Consider the following 17,615-nt stretch of genomic DNA (forward strand, 5'->3'; position numbering starts at 1 on the left):
TCGATCGCCTGCCGTCGGCCGACGACCTGCGCCGCGCCCTCGACGCCACGATCCCCAGCGGCGGCTACTTCGCCGACGTCCACGGGTCCCCGGCCTACCGGCGTCGTGTCACGTACTACTACGCCGAGCAAATCCGCGCCGAGCTCGCGGGAGCCGCGAAATGAGCTACGTCGTCAACGGCAAAAAGATCTCCGCCGAACCCCGGGCCGGCCAGTGCCTGCGGACCTTCCTGCGCGAGCGCGGATTCTTCGGCGTCAAGAAGGGCTGCGACGCGGGGGACTGCGGGGCGTGCACGGTCTGGGTCGATGGCGCGCCCGTCCACAGCTGCCTCATGCCGGCGTTTCGCGCGGGCGGTCGCCAGGTCACGACAATCGAGGGACTCGCCCAGGGCGGAAAGCTCCATCCCATGCAGCAGGCGTTTCTCGACGCCCAGGCCTTCCAGTGCGGCTTCTGCTCGGCCGGCATGATCATGACGGCGGCGTCGCTCGACGACGCGGCCCGAGCCGACCTGCCTCGCGCGCTGAAAGGGAGCCTCTGCCGGTGCACGGGGTATCACGCCGTTGACGACGCCATCCGCGGCATCGTGTCCACGGAGGACGACGTCGCCGGCAAGGTCTGCGGCGCGAGTCTCAACAACCCCTTCGGCAAGGCGATCGTCACCGGCCAGGCTCGTTACACCTTGGACGTCGCCATGGGGGGAACGCTCCATCTCAAGGTGGTGCGCTCGCCGCACGCGCACGCCCGCATCGTGCGCATCGACCGCGACAAGGCCCTGGCCGTCCCCGGCGTCGTCGCCGTCTTCACCTGGGAGGATGTGCCCCGGCGGCTTTACAGCACGGCGACGCACGAGGAGCACCTCGTGGATCCCGACGACACCTACGTCCTCGACGACACCGTCCGGTTCGTCGGCCAGCGGGTCGCCGCCGTCGTCGCCGAGACGGTCGCCGCCGCGGAGGCCGGGTGCCGGGCACTCGAGGTGGCGTACGAGCCGCTGCCCGCGGTCTTCGACCCGGAGCAGGCGATGGAGCCGGGCGCGCCGATCCTGCACGACAAGGACGGCGAGGCGAGAGGCAACATCTACGTCGACATCCACGGCGAGATCGGCAGTGTCGATGCCGGCTTCAAGGCGGCGGACGCCGTTCACGAGCGGACCTACTCGACTTCGCGGGTCCAGCACGTGCATCTGGAGACGCACGGCACCATCGCCTGGAAGGCCGAGGACGGACGACTGCACGTCCGGACCAGCTCTCAGGCGCCCTTCATCACCAAGCAGAAGCTCTGCTACCTGTTCGGTCTGTTTCCGCGCAACGTCCACGTCTTCACCGAGCGGGTGGGCGGCGGGTTCGGCGGCAAGCAGGAGATGATCTCCGAGGATCTCTGCGTCCTCGCCACGCTGAAGCTGGGTCGGCCCGTGATGTGGGAGTTCACCCGGGAGGAGCAGTTCATCGGCGCGACCACGCGCCACCCCATGACCATCGACGTCAAGGTCGGCGCCAAACGCGACGGCACCCTGACCGCGATGCAGGTGCGCGTGGTGTCGAACACCGGCGCCTACGGCGGCCACGCCGGCGAGACGCTGGCGGCGGCCCTGGGCAATCCGCTGGTCGTGTACCGCTGCCCGAACAAGAAGGCCGACGGCTACGCGGTCTACACCAACATGGTGCCGGCCGGCGGCTTCCGCGGCTATGGCTCCTCGCAGACGACCTTCGCCATCGAATCCGCCATGGACGAGCTGGCCCAGCTCCTGGAGATGGATCCGTTCGAGATCCGCCGCAAGAACATGATCCACCCCGGCGACATGATGGAGTCCATCTGGAAGGAGCCGTCGGACATCGAGTTCGGCAGCTACGGCCTCGACCAGTGCCTGGACCTCGTCGAGAAAGCCCTGGCCAGCGGGCGGGGATTGCCCAAGCCGGACGGCGACGACTGGGTGGAGGGCACAGGGGTCGCGCTCGCCATGCTGGATTCCGGCCCGCCCACCGAACATCGCTCGGGCGCCGAGATGACGCTTCGGCCCGACGGCAGCTATCACGTTGCCGTCGGCTCCACGGAGATGGGCAACGGATCGGTGACCTCGCACCGCCAGATCGCCGCGTCCGTCCTCGGCTGCCGGGCCGATCGCATCGCGATCATCAACGCCGACACCGATCTCACTCCCTACGACACGGGCACCTTCGCGAGCACGGGCACCGTCGTTGCTGGGCAGGCGGTCGCCCTGGCCGCCGCGGCCCTGCGGGACAACATCCTGGCCTTCGCCGGTCGTCACACCGGGATGGCGCCGTCCGCCTGCCGCCTCGAGGCCGAGGCCGTCGTCTGCGGTACGCGGCGGATCTCGCTCTCCGACCTTCACGAGGCCGGCACGCGCGCCGGACATCGCTTCGAGCTCAGACGCAAAGCCTATCTGTCGCCGCGCACTGTCGCCTTCAACGCCCACGGCGTCCGCGTCGCGGTTCACCGCATCACCGGCCAGGTCGACGTTCTGCACAGCGTACACGCGGCGGACATCGGTCGCTTGATCAACCCAATGCAGTGTCGCGGTCAGATCGACGGCGCGATCGCCATGGGCTTCGGGTGGGCGCTCTACGAGAAGATGGTGTACGACGAGCGCGGCGCGATGGTGAATGCGTCGCTGCGCAACTACCGCATCCCAGCCTTCGCCGACGTGCCGCGCAGCGAGGTCTACTTCGCCGACACGCACGACACGATCGGGCCGCTCGGCGCCAAGTCACAGGGGGAGTGCGCGATCAATCCCGTGGCGCCCGCCATTGCCAACGCGGTGGCGAACGCCACCGGCGTGCGGTTTGTGGATCTCCCACTGTCTCCCGAGCGGATCTTCGACAGGCTCGGTGGAGCTCCGGACAGGCCCTCCTGATCCACGCTTAAGCGCCGTTGGATTCGCCCGGGCTGCCAAGAGGCAGCCCGCCTGTCGCTATCGCGCTGAGTCCGCGCTTACCGATAACGGTTGCCGGCCGCTTTGCTGGGCATCCACGGCCGCATCATCTCGTTGTCTTCGTGGTCGATGATGTGGCAATGCCAGACGTAACCGGGACCACCCGGATAGCCGCCCTTTCCTATGTGTGACGGATTGGGATCGGTGGGGTCAAACCCAAAATGGTTCCGGCCAGTGTAGTTGATGGCGGTTCCTTTGGAGGACGCCTGCAGATGCTGCGGCGCAAAGCGGACGGCGACGCGCGTCACGTGGCCTGTCGACGCGATGACGGTATCTTTCCAGCCAGCTTCCTCGGGTCTCGCCGGTCCAGTCAAGCCGTCGGTCTGCGGCTGGGGGGTGAGAAAGAATTTCGTAACATCCGGGTTGCCGCCAATAGCCCCGGCTTTGTTGCGAGTGTCATACGCCCGTGGTGGGCCATACCCGACGATACAACGGCCGCCTGGGAAGGCGGCATCGTACGCCGCGCCGTACGCCACCAAGTCGAAGGGAATCCGCTCGATGGCCTGAAACTGCACCAGATGTATGTGGATTGGATGGTTGTCATTGCTCAAGTCGATGAGGTCCCAGATCTCGGTAGATCCCAGCTGTGGGAATTCCGTCTGCCAGTTGCCAGCGACCTCGGCGGCGTCTGAAACGGGAGTCTTCGCGTCCGGTCTGAGACCGTGATACTTGCTGTTGTTCAGCAGGAGCTCGAGGATGGGGTCTGTCGCCGATTTCGGGGGAAAATGACAACCGCCCGAACCGAAGGTCGGGTTGAGGGTCAACTGCCGATAGGCCTGAACCTTGGTCCCATCCACGATGGGAGAGCCGAGGGGCAGACCTCCCTTTGTGCCAGGAAGACGCACGATCTTCCCCAAGCTCGGGGCCACCGTGCTCCCAGGGCCGCGCAGGGGCCGGCCGCCGTTCGGGTCGTAACTGTCATCGGCCCCCCCGGTCTCTCCAACCACGAATTGTATGACCCTGTCGTGCAGCCCGGGGATGAACTTTGCGAAGGCGCTCGGATACGGTGTCACGGCATCATTGCGAACGGTGATCTTTTTGCCCCTGAATCGAGCGAAGTCCACGATGATGTCGTAGCGCTCAGCCGGTGAGAAGAGTAGGCGGTCGACCCGCACCGGAGCGTCGAGCAAGCCGCCGTCGGTGCTGATCACATGAAATGGCACATTGATTTCATTGTCTGCGCACGCGCTCTGCGGTGGCCTCACCAGGTCGAAGGTCTCCACACAGAATTGAAGGTTGAAGAAGCGGGTATTCGCGCCATTCAGGAGCCGGAAGCGGTAGCGCCTGGCGTTCACGTTTAGCTTTGGCCAGCTCTTGCCGTTGACGACGATGACGTCACCGAAGAACTCTGGCATCCAATAGGGATGAACGTTCGCGTCCTGGAGCGGACCGTCGAGACCGGATGGGTATCCATCCGGGAATAACAACTGACCATTGGTGTCGAACTGGCGATCCTGGATGACGAGCTCGACTTCCTGGCGCCCTGTGGGCAGCTTCCCTTTTCCCGGCACTCCGTCGTCGCCATTACCCCGGATGAAGTAGAACGCGGCCAAGCTGGCAAAGACGTTCAAGCGTGTGCCGCCCAGGGTGTGGTCGTGGAACCACAAGGTGGCGGGTTCCTGGGTGTTCGGATATTGATAGACGTTGCTGACAAAGCCTGATCCTCTGCGCCCTTTGTCCGGCCGGTCTGCCAAAGCCCCTTCGCCTCCCGGGGTCCACCACTGGTCCGGTCCTCCGTCGAATGCCGAGGGGGTCTCAGCGCCATGCAGATGAGTTACGGCCGGCTGAGGGCCCCGAAAGGGTTGGGGGTTTCCCTGCCCGTTGACCTTCATCGGTGCCGAAAGAGGGTTGGCCCAATGAAGGCTCATGTCTCCGGTGAGGAAATTCTGAAGGCTCGGACCCAGCGGGTTCGTGAATGGCGCCGGCGCATCGGGGGCCGGATAGAGATGGTTTCGGTAGTCCACGACGGTTTGGCGACCCCTCGTCACGACCACGGTATAGCCGGGGTAGAGTCCTTTGGCTGGCGATGGAGGATAATGACTATCTGACTGGTCGATCCCATAGCCGAACACCATCGTGCCCGCAGAGAAAGGAGCAGGAAGCTTGGCGTAGAACGAATCGGGCAGGATCTTCTGCTGGAACTCCTCAAACCTCACTCGATACGGCTGATCCCCGGTGACCCTACCGAGGACGGAAAAATCCGGCAAGTCATCTACGAACTGGGGCACCGTACTGGCGTCCAGCGGCGTCTGAGGTATCAATTTGCTTGCGAAGGCACTGGACACGATGGCGGCGAACAACAAGGCCGAAGCTCCCACGAGCCCTGGACGCCACCAGCTTCTCCGAACCGTCATGAATTGGCCTCCATTCCAGTCAGCCTGTATGCTCTGTATCGCGGATTTCCGGTTCCGCATTCTCGGAGGGTCCGGCTCAGCGGCACGCCAGCGGAGCTCAGCCGCGACGACGCCGTGGTCCGGACCTATCTCGGCGGCTGATCGGCGTTCGCCTTCCGGATCTCGGCGTTCAGGGCCGGGATGATGGCGTGCAGGTCGCCGATGATCGCGTAGTCGGCGCGGGCGACCATCGGCGCCTCCGGGTCGGTGTTGATGGCGAGGATGCGCTTGGCGCCCTTGCAGCCGACCAGGTGCTGGATGGCCCCGCTGATGCCGCACGCGATGTAGAGCTCGGGCGCGACCCGCGTTCCGGTCTGGCCGACCTGGTCCGCGTGCGGACGCCAGCCCTGGCTGGTGACCACCCGCGAGCAGCCGACCGCGCCCCGCAGGAGGCTCGCCAGCTCCTCGAGCGCCTTGAACCCCTCGGGGCTGCCGACGCCGCGGCCCCCGCTGACCACGACGCGCGCGTCCGTCAGCGAGATCCCGCCGCGGGTGGCCTCGATCCGCGCCGTCACGCGGACCCGGAGGTCCCCCTCGGCGAGGGCGGGTGTGACGGGCTTGACCGCGGCGGGAGCGAGGACGGGCGCCTCTTCGGCCGGCACCGCCTGGGGGGCGACGGTCAGGAGCTTGACCGTCCCGCCGAGCCACGACTCCTCCAGCAGGCTGCCGCCCCAGCGGAGGCGCGTGACGCGGTAGCGCTCGCCGGGCTCGACTTCCGTGCAGTTGGCGGCCATCGGCAAGGCCATCCTCGCCGCCACGTGCGCCATCACCTCGTTGCCGCGATCGGTGCCGGCCGCCAGGACCGCCTGCGGGCGCTCGGCCTCGATGATCCCGACGAGGCCCTGGGCCCAGGCCGCCGGCGCATACTCGTCGAGGCGCTCGTGCTGGACCAGGTGCGCGACGGCCACCCCGTACGGCGCCAGGCGGGCCACGAGCGGCTCGGCGTCCGCGCCCACGAGCACGGCGTGAAGAGGCAGGCCCAGGCGGTGAGCGAGCCGCCGCCCGAGCGTGAGCACCTCCAGCGAGCGCTCGTTGAGGCGCCCGCGCTCGTGTTCCGCGACACCGAGGATCACAGGACCCCCAGCGCGCGGAAGATCTCGACGGCCCGGGCCGCGGCTTCGGGGCCCCGGCCGAGGATCTCCACCTGCCCGCCCCGCTCCTTCGGGGGCTTGAGCCGCGCCTTCTCGAGCCCTCCCCCGCTCCTCTGCGGCGCGATCTGCTCGATCGCCTTCTTCTTGGCCCGGAGCCGTCCGGGGAGCGAGGGGTAGCGGGGAAGGTTGAGACCTTCCTTGACGGTCAGGACGGCCGGGAGCGCGACCTCGAAGATCTCCCAGCCCCCGGAGGCCTCGCGCTTGGCGACGACGCGACCGTCCCGCACCTCCAGCGCCTTGACCCCGGTGACGCACGGCCGGTCCAGGGCGTGCGCCACGCGGATGCCGACCTGGTAGTCGCCGGTGTCCGCCGCCTCGTTGCCGAAGAGCAGGAGGTCGTATTCGACGCCGGCCGCGCGCTCCGCCCGGACGGCGTCCACGATGGCCGCCGCCGTCGCCATGGGGTCCCACTCACGGCCGTCCGTTTCCAGCAGCACCGCGCGGTCGAGGCCGAGCGCCATGGCATCGCGGAGCTGCTCGGTGGCCGCCGGGGGGCCCAGCGTCAGGACGACACCGCTGCCGCCGTGGGCGGCGACGAGGCGGACGGCCTCTTCCACGGCGCATTCCTCGTGCGGGCTGATGGTGAAGCCGAGGTAGCGGGTGTCGATCTCCTGCGCGTCCGCGGTCAGCATGATCTTCCCGGCCACCGCCGGGACGCGCTTCACGCACACCAGCACGTTCATCGTCGCCGGCCGCTCACTGCTTCATCCGCGTGTTCTCGGGGTCGAAGAGGGGCGTGCTGCCCACGACGGCGACGGTGACCGGGTAGCGCTCGCCGAAATACTCGACGGCCAGGCGCGCCCCCACCGTCGCGTGTTCGGGCGGCAGGTAGCCGAGGAGGAGGTACTTGCCCACCGACGGTCCGGCGCCCGCGCTGGTCACGTAGGACCGGCGCCCCCGGCGGTCGACCAGGGGTGCGCCCTCGGGGGTCAGGATCGGCTCTCGCCCCAGCATGTACCGCGGCACGCCCGACGCGGAGACGTGGCTGTCCACCGTCAGCGTGCAGAGCACCGCTGCCGGTGGCTCGGCCCGCTGCCGGAGGTAGGCCTCCTTGCCGAGGAAGGGCTGGGGCTTCACCGTCGGTCGGGTCAGGCCGGCTTCCACCAGGTTGTACTCCTGCTCGAGCTCGTTGCCATAGGCGCGGTATCCCTTCTCGAGCCGGCCGGTCGTGCCGTAGACGCCGATGCCGACCGGCGCCACGCCGTGCGCCTGCCCCGCCTCCCACAAGAGGTCCCAGAGCCGCTGCCCTTGCTCCATCGGCGCGTACAGCTCCCATCCCAGCTCGCCCACGTACGAGATCCGCGACGCCAGGGTGCGGATCGGCCCGATCGAGATGGTCCGGCAGGTCCCGAACGGGAAGCCCGCGTGAGAGACGTCGTCATCGGTGACGGCCCGCAGGAGGTCGCGGGCCCGGGGCCCCCACACGCCGACCGTGCACCAGTCGGATGTCGCATCGTGCAGCCGGACCGACCCATCGGCCGGGAGGTGATCGACGAACCACTTCTTGTCGACCATGCCGAGGGCCCCGCCGGTGACGATGCGGAAGTGGTCGGGCCCGAGCCGCATGACCGTCAGGTCCGCCTTCATGCCGCCATGCTCGTTGAGGAGCGGCGTGTACACGACGCGGCCGACCGGGACGTCGAGCTGGTTGACGACCATCCACTGCATGTAGTCGAGGGCGCCGGCCCCCGCGACGTCGAACACGGCGAAGGCGCTGAGGTCGACCATCCCCACCCGATCGCGCATCGCCAGGTGCTCGGCGTTGATGATGGGGGACCACCAGCGTGCGTCCCACTCGGCCGGCCGGGGCCTCGCGCGCTCGCCGTACTCCTCGAGGAGCTTCCGGTTCGACTCGTACCAGTGCGGGCGCTCCCAGCCGGCCGTCTCGAAGAACACGGCCCCGAGCTCCCGCTCGCGGGCGTAGAAGGGGCTGAGCCGGACGTTCCGGCACGAGCTCCACTGCTCGGTCGGGTGCACGATGCCGTAGGTCTTGTTGTAGCCTTCCGCGGTGCGGGCATGGATGAAGGCCCGGGTGCGCGCGTGGCCGTAGAACCGGGCGATGTCGGAGCTGTGCGGATCGATCTCCGGGACGCCGCTCGTCATCCACTCCGCGACCGTGCGGGCGATGCCGGGCGCCTCCTTGATCCAGATGGCGGCGGCGGCCCACACGCCGCGCACCTCGGGCGCCTCCCCCAGGACCGGCGAGCCGTCCGGCGTCAGCGACAGCAGCCCGTTGATGGCGAGGCGGATCCCGACGCTCTCGTCGCCCAGGATGTCGGGCATCAGCTCGAGCGCCTGCTCCATCTGCGGGTCGAAATCTTCCTTCGTGAAGGGAAGCTGGGTGGGCGACAGCGCTGAGGCTTCGAGCGACGGGATGTCGTCGGGATCGACCAGGATCGGCCGGTGGGCGTAGGAGCCGATTTCCAGCTCGGCCCCGTGCTGGCGCTCGTACATGTTGGTGTCCATGTCGCGGATGATGGGGTACTCGATCTCCCCCGCCGTCTTCACGAAGAGGGGCACCGGCCCCACGTCGATCATCTGATGGACGGCAGGCGTCAGCGGAATCGAGGCGCCGGCCATCCGGGCGATCCGCGGGCTCCAGATGCCGCAGCAGATGGCGACGACGTCGGCGCGGATCGCGCCCCGGCTGGTCCGCACGCCCCGCACGTGGCCCTTCTCCACGTCGATCCCGACGATCTCGGTGTTCGGGAAGACGCTCAGGGCCCCCTGCTCCTGCGCGCGCTCGCGCATCAGCGTGCCGGCCCGCAAAGAATCGACGACGCCGACCCCGGAGCAGTAGAAGCCGCCCAGGATGATCTTGGCGTTGATGAAGGGGACCCGTTCCTTGACCTCGGCCGGCGTGAGCAGCTCGGCCGCTTCTCCCCAGGCCTTGGCCGAGGCGAGCCGGCGCTTGAGCTCGTCCAGTCGCTCGCGGGTCCGGGCGACCTCGATCCCGCCGCTCTGCGTGAAGACGCCGAGGGCCCGATACTGGCGAACGCTCTCCTGCGTGAACAGAGTCATCTCCTTGGAGTGGTCCACGGGGAAGATGAAGTTGGAAGCGTGCCCGGTCGACCCGCCCGGGCTCGGCATCGGCCCCTTGTCCAGGAGGATGATGTCTCTCCAGCCGAGGCGCGCCAGGTGGAACGCCAGGCAGTTCCCGACGATCCCCGCGCCGATCACGACGACATTCGCTCGTTCGGGCAGCGTGGTCATGAACGCTCTCCGTGGCCAGGTGCGTGGTGCGCGTGGACGCCCGCCGGCTGGTCGATCGACAGGTCGCCGGACGTGGGGACGGGACCCATGTTGCCAGAGGATAGACCATCCCGCCGCGCGTCGCCAGAGGGCCGCCCGAGCCACGCGGCCCGATGGCGATCCCGGCGGGCCCGGGCGGGACGGCTCGCCGATGAGTATACTTGGGCGGGGCCAACCGGACCTCGTGCTCGCTCGGGAGTGGCCCGCCCGCGTTCACCTCGTCACACCGAAGAGGAGACCCAGGGATGCGATTGAGAAATCAGGTTGCGCTCGTGACCGGCGCCGGGCGTGGCATCGGCGAGGCCATCGCGGTCGCGTTCGCGCGCGAGGGGGCCCGGGTCGCCGTCGCCGACATCGATCCGAAGACGGCGGCGGCGACCGCGCGGCGAATCGGGCGCGGGCGCGCCCTGGCCCTCCCGATGGACGTGGCGGACTCGGGATCCGTCAACGAGGGCTTCCAGGTCATCGACCGGGCATGGCGGCGGCTCGATGTCGCCGTCACCAACGCCGCCGTCGAGCCCATCGTGCCGTTCCTCGAGCTCAGCGAGGAGACCTGGGACCGCGTGATCGACGTGAACCTCAAGGGCACCTTCCTGGTCGCCCAGGCCGCGGCCCGGCGGATGGCCAGGCGCCGGCGCGGCGTGATCATCACGCTGTCGTCGGTGAACGCCGAGGTGGTGCGCGGCGAGTCGGCCGCCTATGGCGCCTCCAAGGGCGGCGTCCGCCAGCTCACCAAGGCCATGGGGATCACGCTGGCGCCTTACGGCATCCGCGTCAATGCCATCGGTCCCGGCACCGTGGTGACCGGCCTCACCCGACACCTGCTCCGGAAGAAGGCGTGGCGGGACGCCGTGTTCATGCGGACGCCGATGCAGCGCGTGGCCGACCCGCGGGAGATCGCGGAGGTGGCGGTCTTCCTGGCCTCCGACGCGTCCTCGTACATGACCGGCAGCACGGTGTACGTGGACGGGGGCCGCCTCGCCCTCAACGGCCTGATGCCGCTCAAGGCGCGGCGCTGATGTCGTCGCCGCGACCGCCTGCCATGGAGTCCACCGTCCTCTACTGGAACCGGGCCACGGCCGAGCTCTACACGGTCCTGCGGGAGGAGACGCCGCCCGGGATCGCGCTCCTGCTTCTCGAGTCGGACGATCGCGCGGAGGCGCGCGCCAAGCTCGCCCGGGCGGAGTTCCTCCTCATCGCCGACTGGGCCCTCACCGCCGCCGACCTCGAGGGCGCGCCGCGGCTCCGCCTCGTCCAGCATCAGGGCGTCGGCTACGAGCGGATCGACACGGGGGCGCTGGCGGCCCGGAAGATCCCCCTGTGCCTCTGCCCGGCCGGGACCGCCACCGGCGTCGGCGAGCACACCCTCCTCCTGATCCTCGCCCTCCTCAAGAAGGTCGTGGTCGCCCACGACGCGCTCCGGGAGGGCCGCTGGCTCCAGTGGGGTCTCCGCACCGAGACGCGTGACCTCGAGGGGAAGACCCTCGGCCTCATCGGGTTCGGGCGTACCGGACGCGCCACCGCCCGGCGGGCTCGCGGGTTCGACGTGCGCCTCATCGCCCACGATCCCTACATCACGCTGACGCCGGCCGAGCGGGCCGAGTTCGGCGTCGAGCTGGTCGAGCGGGACCGACTCCTCCGGGAGGCCGACATCGTCTGCTGTCATGTGCCGCTGACGGACGAGACCCGGCACCTGATCAACCGGGAGACGCTCGCCCTCATGAAGCCGTCCGCGTACCTCGTCAACGTGTCCCGGGGTGGCGTGGTCGATCAGGACGCGCTGGTCACCGCGCTCCGGGCCCGGCGGATCGCGGGGGCCGGGCTCGACGTCTTCAGCCCCGAGCCGCTCCCGCCCGGGCATCCGTTGACGACGCTCGACAACGTCGTCCTGACGCCGCACATCGCGGCCGGCACGCTCGACGCCTTCCGCGCGAAGATGCGCTTCGCCTTCGCCAACATCCGGCGCTTCGCCCAGGGCGAGCCGCCCCTCGAGCAGGTCCCCGGGACCTGACCGGCCGGCGCCCCCCGCCGTCGGCCCACCGTTCATGCCGTCCCTCGCCGGCACGCTGTTCCTCCTCGCCGCCGCCCTGCCCACGGCGATCGTCGGCGGCGTCGTCGGCTTCGGCACCGGGCTCACCATGCTCCCGCTGGTGGTCTGGGCCGTCGGGATCCGGGCCAGCGTCCCCGTGCTCACGATCGCGCTGCTCATCGGCAATTGCTCGCGGGCCTGGTGGAGCCGCCACGAGCTCGACTGGCGCGTCATCGGCGCTTACCTGGCCGGCGCCGTGCCCCTGGCCGCCCTGGGCTCCGTCGTCTACGCGGGCGCCCGGATCGAGTGGCTCTCGCGGCTCATGGGGGCCATGCTCCTGCTCTCCGTTCCGCTCCGGCGGTGGCTCGAGCGAGGGCCCCTCCGGATGCGGCTGCGCCACTTCCCCCTGCTCGGCGCGGTCACCGGCTTCCTGTCGGCGCTGGTCGCCGCCATCGGCCCCATCAACACGCCGTTCTTCCTCGGCTATGGCCTCCGCCGGGGTGCCTATGTGGGCACCGAAGCGGCCTGCATCGCGGTGGTACACCTGACCAAGACGCTCGTGTACGGGCGCTATGCGCTCGTCACGTCGGAGACCGGTGGGCTGGGGCTCGCGATCGGCGCGGTGATGTTCGTCGGCGCCTTCCTCGGACGCCGGATCCTGGATCGGATGAGCGACCGCGCCTTCGTGGCGCTCGTCGAGGTCCTGATCATGGCGCTGGGCGTCCTGTTCCTCGTGTTCCCGCCGCGCTGAGGCCAGCCCTTGACGGGCAACCGGGGAAGCACGTAGCGTACGGCGGAGGAGGACGCCGCCATGGAGATCCAACCCGGCCTCGTGGGAGAGATCGAGATCGTGGTCCAGCCCCAGGACACGGCCGATGCAATGGGGAACAAAGGGGTGCACGTGCTGGCGACGCCACGTCTGGTCGGCCTCTTCGAGGAAGCCGCCATCACGGCCGTCCAGTCCCACCTGCCGGCCGGAGCCGGCACCGTGGGGACGCGGATCGACGTCCGCCACCTGGCCGCCACGCCGGTCGGCATGCGGGTCCGAGCCCGCGCCGTCCTTCGCGAGGTGGACGGCCGGCGTTACGTCTATGACCTCGAGGCCCACGACCAGGTGGAGAAAGTCGGGGAGGGGACGCACGAGCGGTTTCAGGTCAACCAGGCGAAGTTCCTCGAGCGCATCGCCGAGAAAGCCAATCGCCGCTAGGTCATTTCGGGGGGTCTCGGAAGACCCCCCCGATGCCCCCCCTCGGTTGCGGCGGCAAAGCCGCCGCTCGGAGCGGGCGACAGCCACGCGGCGGTTCGGCCGCACAGGGCGAGCGGAATCCGATAGCCTCGGAGGAGGCGCGGTGATGGCAGCGAAGTCGAGCGGCGGCCGGAAGGCCGGCATCCTGGAGCGGCTCAAGCGCGGGGTCGTCCTCGGGGACGGCGGGTACATTCTCGAGCTCGAGCGGCGGGGATACGTGCAGGCCGGCCCCTACACGCCCGAAGTCGCCATCGAGCATCCCGAGGCGCTCCGCCAGCTCCACGAGGAGTTCCTGCGGGCCGGCTCCGACGTGCTGCAGGCCCTCACCTTCTACGCGAGCCGCGACAAGCTGGCGACGGCGGGCTACGGGGGCCAGATGGAGGCCATCAACCGCGCCGCCGTCCGCATCGCCCGCAAGGTGGCGGGCGACGAGGCGCTGGTGGCCGGAACGCTCTGCATCACCTGGCAGTACCGGCCGGGCAGCGCCCAGGCCCGGGCCCGGGTCCGCCGGCTCTTCGACGAGCAGATCGCCGCCCAGGCCGCCGAAGGCGTCGACTTCTTCATCTGCGAGACGCTCCACTACGTGGGGGAGGGCGTCCTGGCCGCCCAGGCCATCAAGGCCGCCGGCTTCCCCGCCATGGTCACGCTCAACTTCAAGGCCACCGAGCAGAGCCTGGACGGTCACGGGCCCGAGGAGGTCGCCCGCATCCTGGTCGAGGAGGGGGCCGACATCGTCGGGGCCAACTGCGGCCGCGACCCGGCCCATCTGCTTCCCATCGTGGAGAAGATGCGGAAGGCGGTGCGGACGGGCTTCATCGCCGCCCAGCCGGTAGCCTATCGCGTGCGGGAGGACATCCCCTACTTCATGGGGCGGCCCGAGTTCCCGCTCGAGCTCGACCCGCTGACGCTGCCCCGGGGCGAGATGGCGGCCTACGCGGTGAGGGCGCGCGAGGTCGGCGTGGACTACATCGGCGCCTGCTGCGGCACCGTCGCCGCCCACATCCGCGCCATGGCCGAGGCGCTCGGGCGGCGGCCGGAGGCGAGCGCCAAGTCGCCGCGCCTCGAGAAGCACCCGATCCTGGGGACGCCGAAGAGCTTGAAGGGCCGCGTCACCACCGGGCGCTGAGTTTCAAATCGGAGGGGGTGTCGGAACACCCCTCCGAGACCAGAGGATCGTTGCGGCGGCAAAGCCGCCGCTCGAAGTGGACCAGCGGGGACATGGCTCGGCAAGTGTGACCGCGAGGGCCCTGGGCTCGCGCTTTTTTCACGGGCCCGAGCTGGACCGGAGGAGGTCGTCGAGCCCCTCCGGGTGATCTCAGACGACGCCGCGGGCGCGAAGGGTGTCGAGCTCCTCGCGGCTGAGCCCCAGACGCCCGCAGTAGATCGCCGCGTTGTGCTCCCCCGGCGTGAGCGGGCCCAGGTGCTGGATGGCGCCGGGCGTCCGGCTCAGCTTGGGGACGATGCCGGCCACCTGGAGCACGCCGCCCAGCGGGCTCGGCACCCCGACGACGTCGTCGCGCGCCTTGACGTGCGGATCCTCGAACAGGTCCCGGACGCTGTAGACGAGCGAGTTCGGGACCTCGGCCGCGTCGAGCTGTCGCAGGACCTCGGCCGCCGGGAAGCCGCCGACCCACGCCTGGACGAGCGCGTCCACCTCCTCGCGGCGAGCGAGCCGATCGGCCATGGTCGGAAAGCGCTCCCGGAGGTCGGGCCGGCCCATGGCCTGGGTGAGGCGCTCGAACATCCGCTGGTTGGTGCAGGCGATCGCGACCCAGCGGGCATCGGCCGCTTGGTAGTGGTTGTGGGGCACCACGTGCTCGGCGCTCGACCCGATCCGCTCGCGGACCCGGCCGGTCGCGCCGTATACGGGGATCAGCTCGTCCAGCATCCGGAGCATCGGCTCGTACAGCCCGACGTCCACCACCTGGCCCTCGCCCGTCCGCCGGCGGTGCTCGAGGGCGACCATGGCGCCGAACGCGCCGACCGCCCCGGCGAGGTAGTCGGGGATGGTCGGGGTGCCGGGCGTCACCGGCGGCCGATCGGGATGCCCGGACAGGTAGCTGATGCCGCTCATGGCGGCGGCGATCCGGCCGAATCCGGGCCGATCGGCGTACGGTCCGGTCTGGCCGTAAGCGGAGATGCGGACCAGGACCAGGCCGGGGTTGACGGCGCGGAGGGCATCCCAGCCGAGATTCCAGCGCTCGAGGGTGCCGGGGCGGAAGTTCTCGGTGAGGATGTCCGTCTGGGCGACGAGTCGCTTGATGAGCGCCTGACCTTCCTCGGCGCGGAGGTTACAGGTCACCGACTTCTTGTTCCGCGACTCCGCGAGCCACCAGTAGGAGACCCCGGGCGCCGCCAGCGTTCCGAGACGCCGGAGGTCGTCGCCGACGCCCGGCTGCTCGACCTTGATCACCTCGGCCCCGAACTCGCCGAGCAGGGTGCTGCAAAACGGCGCGGCGACGAAGGTGGCCAGGTCGAGGACGGTGAGGCCCGCCAGCGCCCGCGCCTCGCTCACTGCTCGACGCACGGGACCAGACGCGGGTCCTTCCCCCGCTCGGCGGCCATGGCGGCCAGGGCGCCGGCCACATCGGCGCCGTCGTGGATGATGGCCGCGACGGCGGCGGCCATCGCCCGGGGATCGTCGGCTCCCGGGTAGACCACGTTGCGACCGATCATCGCGCCGCGCACGTTGGCGCCCGACCGCATCGCCGCGTGGAGATCCTCGAGCACGGGCTCGGGCGCTCCGACCGCCTCGCCCCCCAGGACCACGATCGGCAGGGTCGTTGCTCCGGCCACCCGCGCGAAGCCGGCGCAGGTCGGGAGCTTCAGCCACGTGTAGAGCGAGCTCGCGCCCAGGGCGGAGGCCACGGTGACCGCTCCCGCCAGCTCCCGCACGCTCCGCTGTACCCGGTAGCCCGTCTCCTCGCGGACGACTGGAATCGGCTCCAGGAAGGCCACCAGCCCCGCCTCGGCCAGCTCGCTGATCGCGCGCGCCGAGGCCTCGAGCGTCGCGAGCGACCCGCGGTCCCCGGGGTCCACCCGCACCATGAGCTTCGCGCCGTCCATGCCGAGCGCCCGGAGGCGCCGCGGGGTGAACGCGGTGAAGCGGTCGTCCATCTCCCAGCTCGTGCCCGGCAGCCCGCCCCGGTTCAGGCACCCGAGCACGAGGCGGTCGTCCAGGACGTTCGGGCCCCCCCGATCCCGGATGAGACCGGTCAGGATGAAGAGATCCTCGATGAGGTCGGGCGTGGACATGACGCCGTCGATCCCCGGGTGGCTCAGCACGCGCAGGATCCGGGCCAGGTACTGGTGGCGGTCCGCCATCGCCAGGGGGTCGTCCTGGATGGCCAGGTTGTTCCGGCCCGGATGATCCACCGCCAGGATCACCAGCTTGCCGTCGGGCGCGAGCCGCGTCCGCCGCCTCCGGCGTCGCGCCAGGGCTTCGGCGATGGTCGGCTGCCGAACCCGGAGCTCGGTCACGGCCTCGTAGAGCGTCCGCGGCAGGTAAGCCCGCCCGTCAAAGTCGTTCGCGTTCGCGTGCTCCCGCTCCGTCATCGTCGACTCACCCCCTGCTCGGGGACGGCGGGCACCGCGGGCGACGGCCCGGGCATCCCGCGGTCGCCAGGCGGCACCTCCACCCCGCGGGCCGCCAGAAACGCCCGCGTCTCGGCCAGCGACGGGATGCCCGCCTGTCCGCCCAGCACTCGGCACTTCAGCGCGGCGACCGCATTGGCGAACGGCAAGGTCGCCCCGAGCGGCCAGCCCCAGAGCAGGCCGGCGAGGAATGCGCCGTGAAAGACATCTCCGGCGCCGGTCGTGTCCGCCACGTCCACGCTGAACCCGGGTGCCTCCACGGTCCGGCCCCGGTGCCGCACGGCGGCTCCCCCCGCGCCCAGCGTCACCCCGACGAGAGCCGGCCCCCGCCCCTCCAGCCAGTCCAGGATCGACGCGACCCGGTCGACCCCGGCCAGCCGCTGGCCGAAGCGGTGGGAGACGACCAGGATGTCGGTCAGCGCGAAGAGCTCGTCCCGGCACTCGGTCGCCTCCTCCGCGTCGACCGACACGACGATCCCCGCCTCCCGGGCCCAGCGGGCCGCCCGCACCGCGGCCGGGCCTTCGTAGCCGTCCAGGTGCAGGAGGCGCCCGGCGGTCACGGCCCCTGCCGAGACTTCCTCCGGGCGCAGCCGAGCCGGCGTCATCGCCCCGCGGATCAGCGTCCGCCGGCCGGAAGCCCGCTCGACGAGGCCGAAGGTCAGGCGCGTGCTCTCGGTGGGGTCGACGATGAGATCGGCGAGGTCGATCCCCTCTTTCCTCAGGCTCTCCCGCGGGAGATTCCCCAGATCGTCGGCGCCCACCTTGCCCACGAACTTGGTGCGGAGCCCGAGCCGGGCGCACGTCACCATGGCCGTGGCCACCACGCCCCCGCCCTGCCGGGCCACCGCGAGCGCGTCGATCTTCGTGTCCGGCTCGGGGAAGCGGGGCACCACGAACAGCTCGTTCACGACGGTGACCCCGACGCCTACCACGTCGAAGGGCTTGGCGCCCGGGACGGCGAGGTTCAGGGTCACGCTGTCGTCGCCCACGGATCTATCCT

13 protein-coding genes are annotated in these 17,615 nt (G+C 70.1%); 6 read left to right on the top strand and 7 right to left on the bottom strand.

The window, feature by feature from the left end:
- The first annotated feature begins 160 nt into the window (after positions 1 to 160).
- Positions 161 to 2,872, top strand: coding sequence for a molybdopterin-dependent oxidoreductase (locus VGW35_03800; protein ID HEV8306766.1), 2,712 nt, complete (start codon positions 161 to 163; stop codon positions 2,870 to 2,872).
- Between the two features lie 77 nt (positions 2,873 to 2,949).
- Here VGW35_03800 and VGW35_03805 read toward each other — a convergent pair whose 3' ends face one another.
- From VGW35_03805 to VGW35_03820, 4 genes are all read right to left on the bottom strand, one after another.
- Positions 2,950 to 5,304, bottom strand: a complete 2,355-nt coding sequence (locus VGW35_03805; protein HEV8306767.1) for a bilirubin oxidase — start codon at positions 5,302 to 5,304, stop codon at positions 2,950 to 2,952.
- Positions 5,305 to 5,429: 125 nt separating this feature from the next.
- Positions 5,430 to 6,416 carry an electron transfer flavoprotein subunit alpha/FixB family protein gene (locus tag VGW35_03810; GenBank protein ID HEV8306768.1) on the bottom strand — a complete coding sequence of 329 codons (987 nt, stop codon included), beginning with the start codon at positions 6,414 to 6,416 and terminating at the stop codon, positions 5,430 to 5,432.
- Entirely contained in the window at positions 6,413 to 7,177 is a 765-nt protein-coding gene (locus VGW35_03815; GenBank protein HEV8306769.1) for an electron transfer flavoprotein subunit beta/FixA family protein, read from the bottom strand. Before VGW35_03815 ends, VGW35_03810 begins: the two co-directional genes overlap by 4 nt.
- Positions 7,178 to 7,190: 13 nt before the next feature.
- Positions 7,191 to 9,707, bottom strand: a complete 2,517-nt coding sequence (locus tag VGW35_03820; protein ID HEV8306770.1) for an FAD-dependent oxidoreductase — start codon at positions 9,705 to 9,707, stop codon at positions 7,191 to 7,193.
- 284 nt (positions 9,708 to 9,991) lie between these two features.
- Between VGW35_03820 and VGW35_03825 the strand changes: the two genes are divergently transcribed.
- The 5 genes from VGW35_03825 to VGW35_03845 all read left to right on the top strand — a co-directional run bounded on the left by VGW35_03825 (position 9,992) and on the right by VGW35_03845 (position 14,147).
- A complete protein-coding gene (locus tag VGW35_03825) occupies positions 9,992 to 10,765 on the top strand; it encodes an SDR family oxidoreductase (protein ID HEV8306771.1) in 774 nt (257 codons plus the stop codon).
- A gap of 23 nt (positions 10,766 to 10,788) precedes the next feature.
- On the top strand, positions 10,789 to 11,757 hold the full coding sequence (locus VGW35_03830) for a 2-hydroxyacid dehydrogenase (protein ID HEV8306772.1): 969 nt from the start codon (positions 10,789 to 10,791) through the stop codon (positions 11,755 to 11,757).
- 34 nt (positions 11,758 to 11,791) lie between these two features.
- Positions 11,792 to 12,526: a sulfite exporter TauE/SafE family protein gene (locus VGW35_03835; protein ID HEV8306773.1), complete on the top strand. Its 735-nt coding sequence runs from the start codon at positions 11,792 to 11,794 to the stop codon at positions 12,524 to 12,526.
- Positions 12,527 to 12,586: 60 nt separating this feature from the next.
- Positions 12,587 to 12,982: a thioesterase family protein gene (locus VGW35_03840; GenBank protein ID HEV8306774.1), complete on the top strand. Its 396-nt coding sequence runs from the start codon at positions 12,587 to 12,589 to the stop codon at positions 12,980 to 12,982.
- A gap of 145 nt (positions 12,983 to 13,127) precedes the next feature.
- A complete protein-coding gene (locus tag VGW35_03845) occupies positions 13,128 to 14,147 on the top strand; it encodes a homocysteine S-methyltransferase family protein (GenBank protein ID HEV8306775.1) in 1,020 nt (339 codons plus the stop codon).
- A 189-nt stretch (positions 14,148 to 14,336) separates the two neighbouring features.
- Here VGW35_03845 and VGW35_03850 read toward each other — a convergent pair whose 3' ends face one another.
- The 3 genes from VGW35_03850 to VGW35_03860 are packed head-to-tail and all read right to left on the bottom strand — an operon-like array spanning position 14,337 to position 17,604.
- The gene (locus tag VGW35_03850; protein ID HEV8306776.1) at positions 14,337 to 15,548 is read right to left on the bottom strand and encodes a CoA transferase; all 1,212 of its coding nucleotides are present in this window, start codon (positions 15,546 to 15,548) and stop codon (positions 14,337 to 14,339) included.
- Positions 15,533 to 16,576 (bottom strand): hypothetical protein, encoded by a 1,044-nt coding sequence (locus VGW35_03855; GenBank protein ID HEV8306777.1) that lies wholly within the window; start codon positions 16,574 to 16,576, stop codon positions 15,533 to 15,535. The genes VGW35_03850 and VGW35_03855 overlap by 16 nt, the downstream gene beginning before the upstream one ends.
- Positions 16,573 to 17,604, bottom strand: coding sequence for a PfkB family carbohydrate kinase (locus VGW35_03860; protein HEV8306778.1), 1,032 nt, complete (start codon positions 17,602 to 17,604; stop codon positions 16,573 to 16,575). Before VGW35_03860 ends, VGW35_03855 begins: the two co-directional genes overlap by 4 nt.
- Positions 17,605 to 17,615: the final 11 nt, after the last annotated feature.

Source organism: Candidatus Methylomirabilota bacterium (genome assembly GCA_036005065.1).
In the GTDB taxonomy this organism is placed as follows: domain Bacteria; phylum Methylomirabilota; class Methylomirabilia; order Rokubacteriales; family DASRDR01; genus DASYQW01.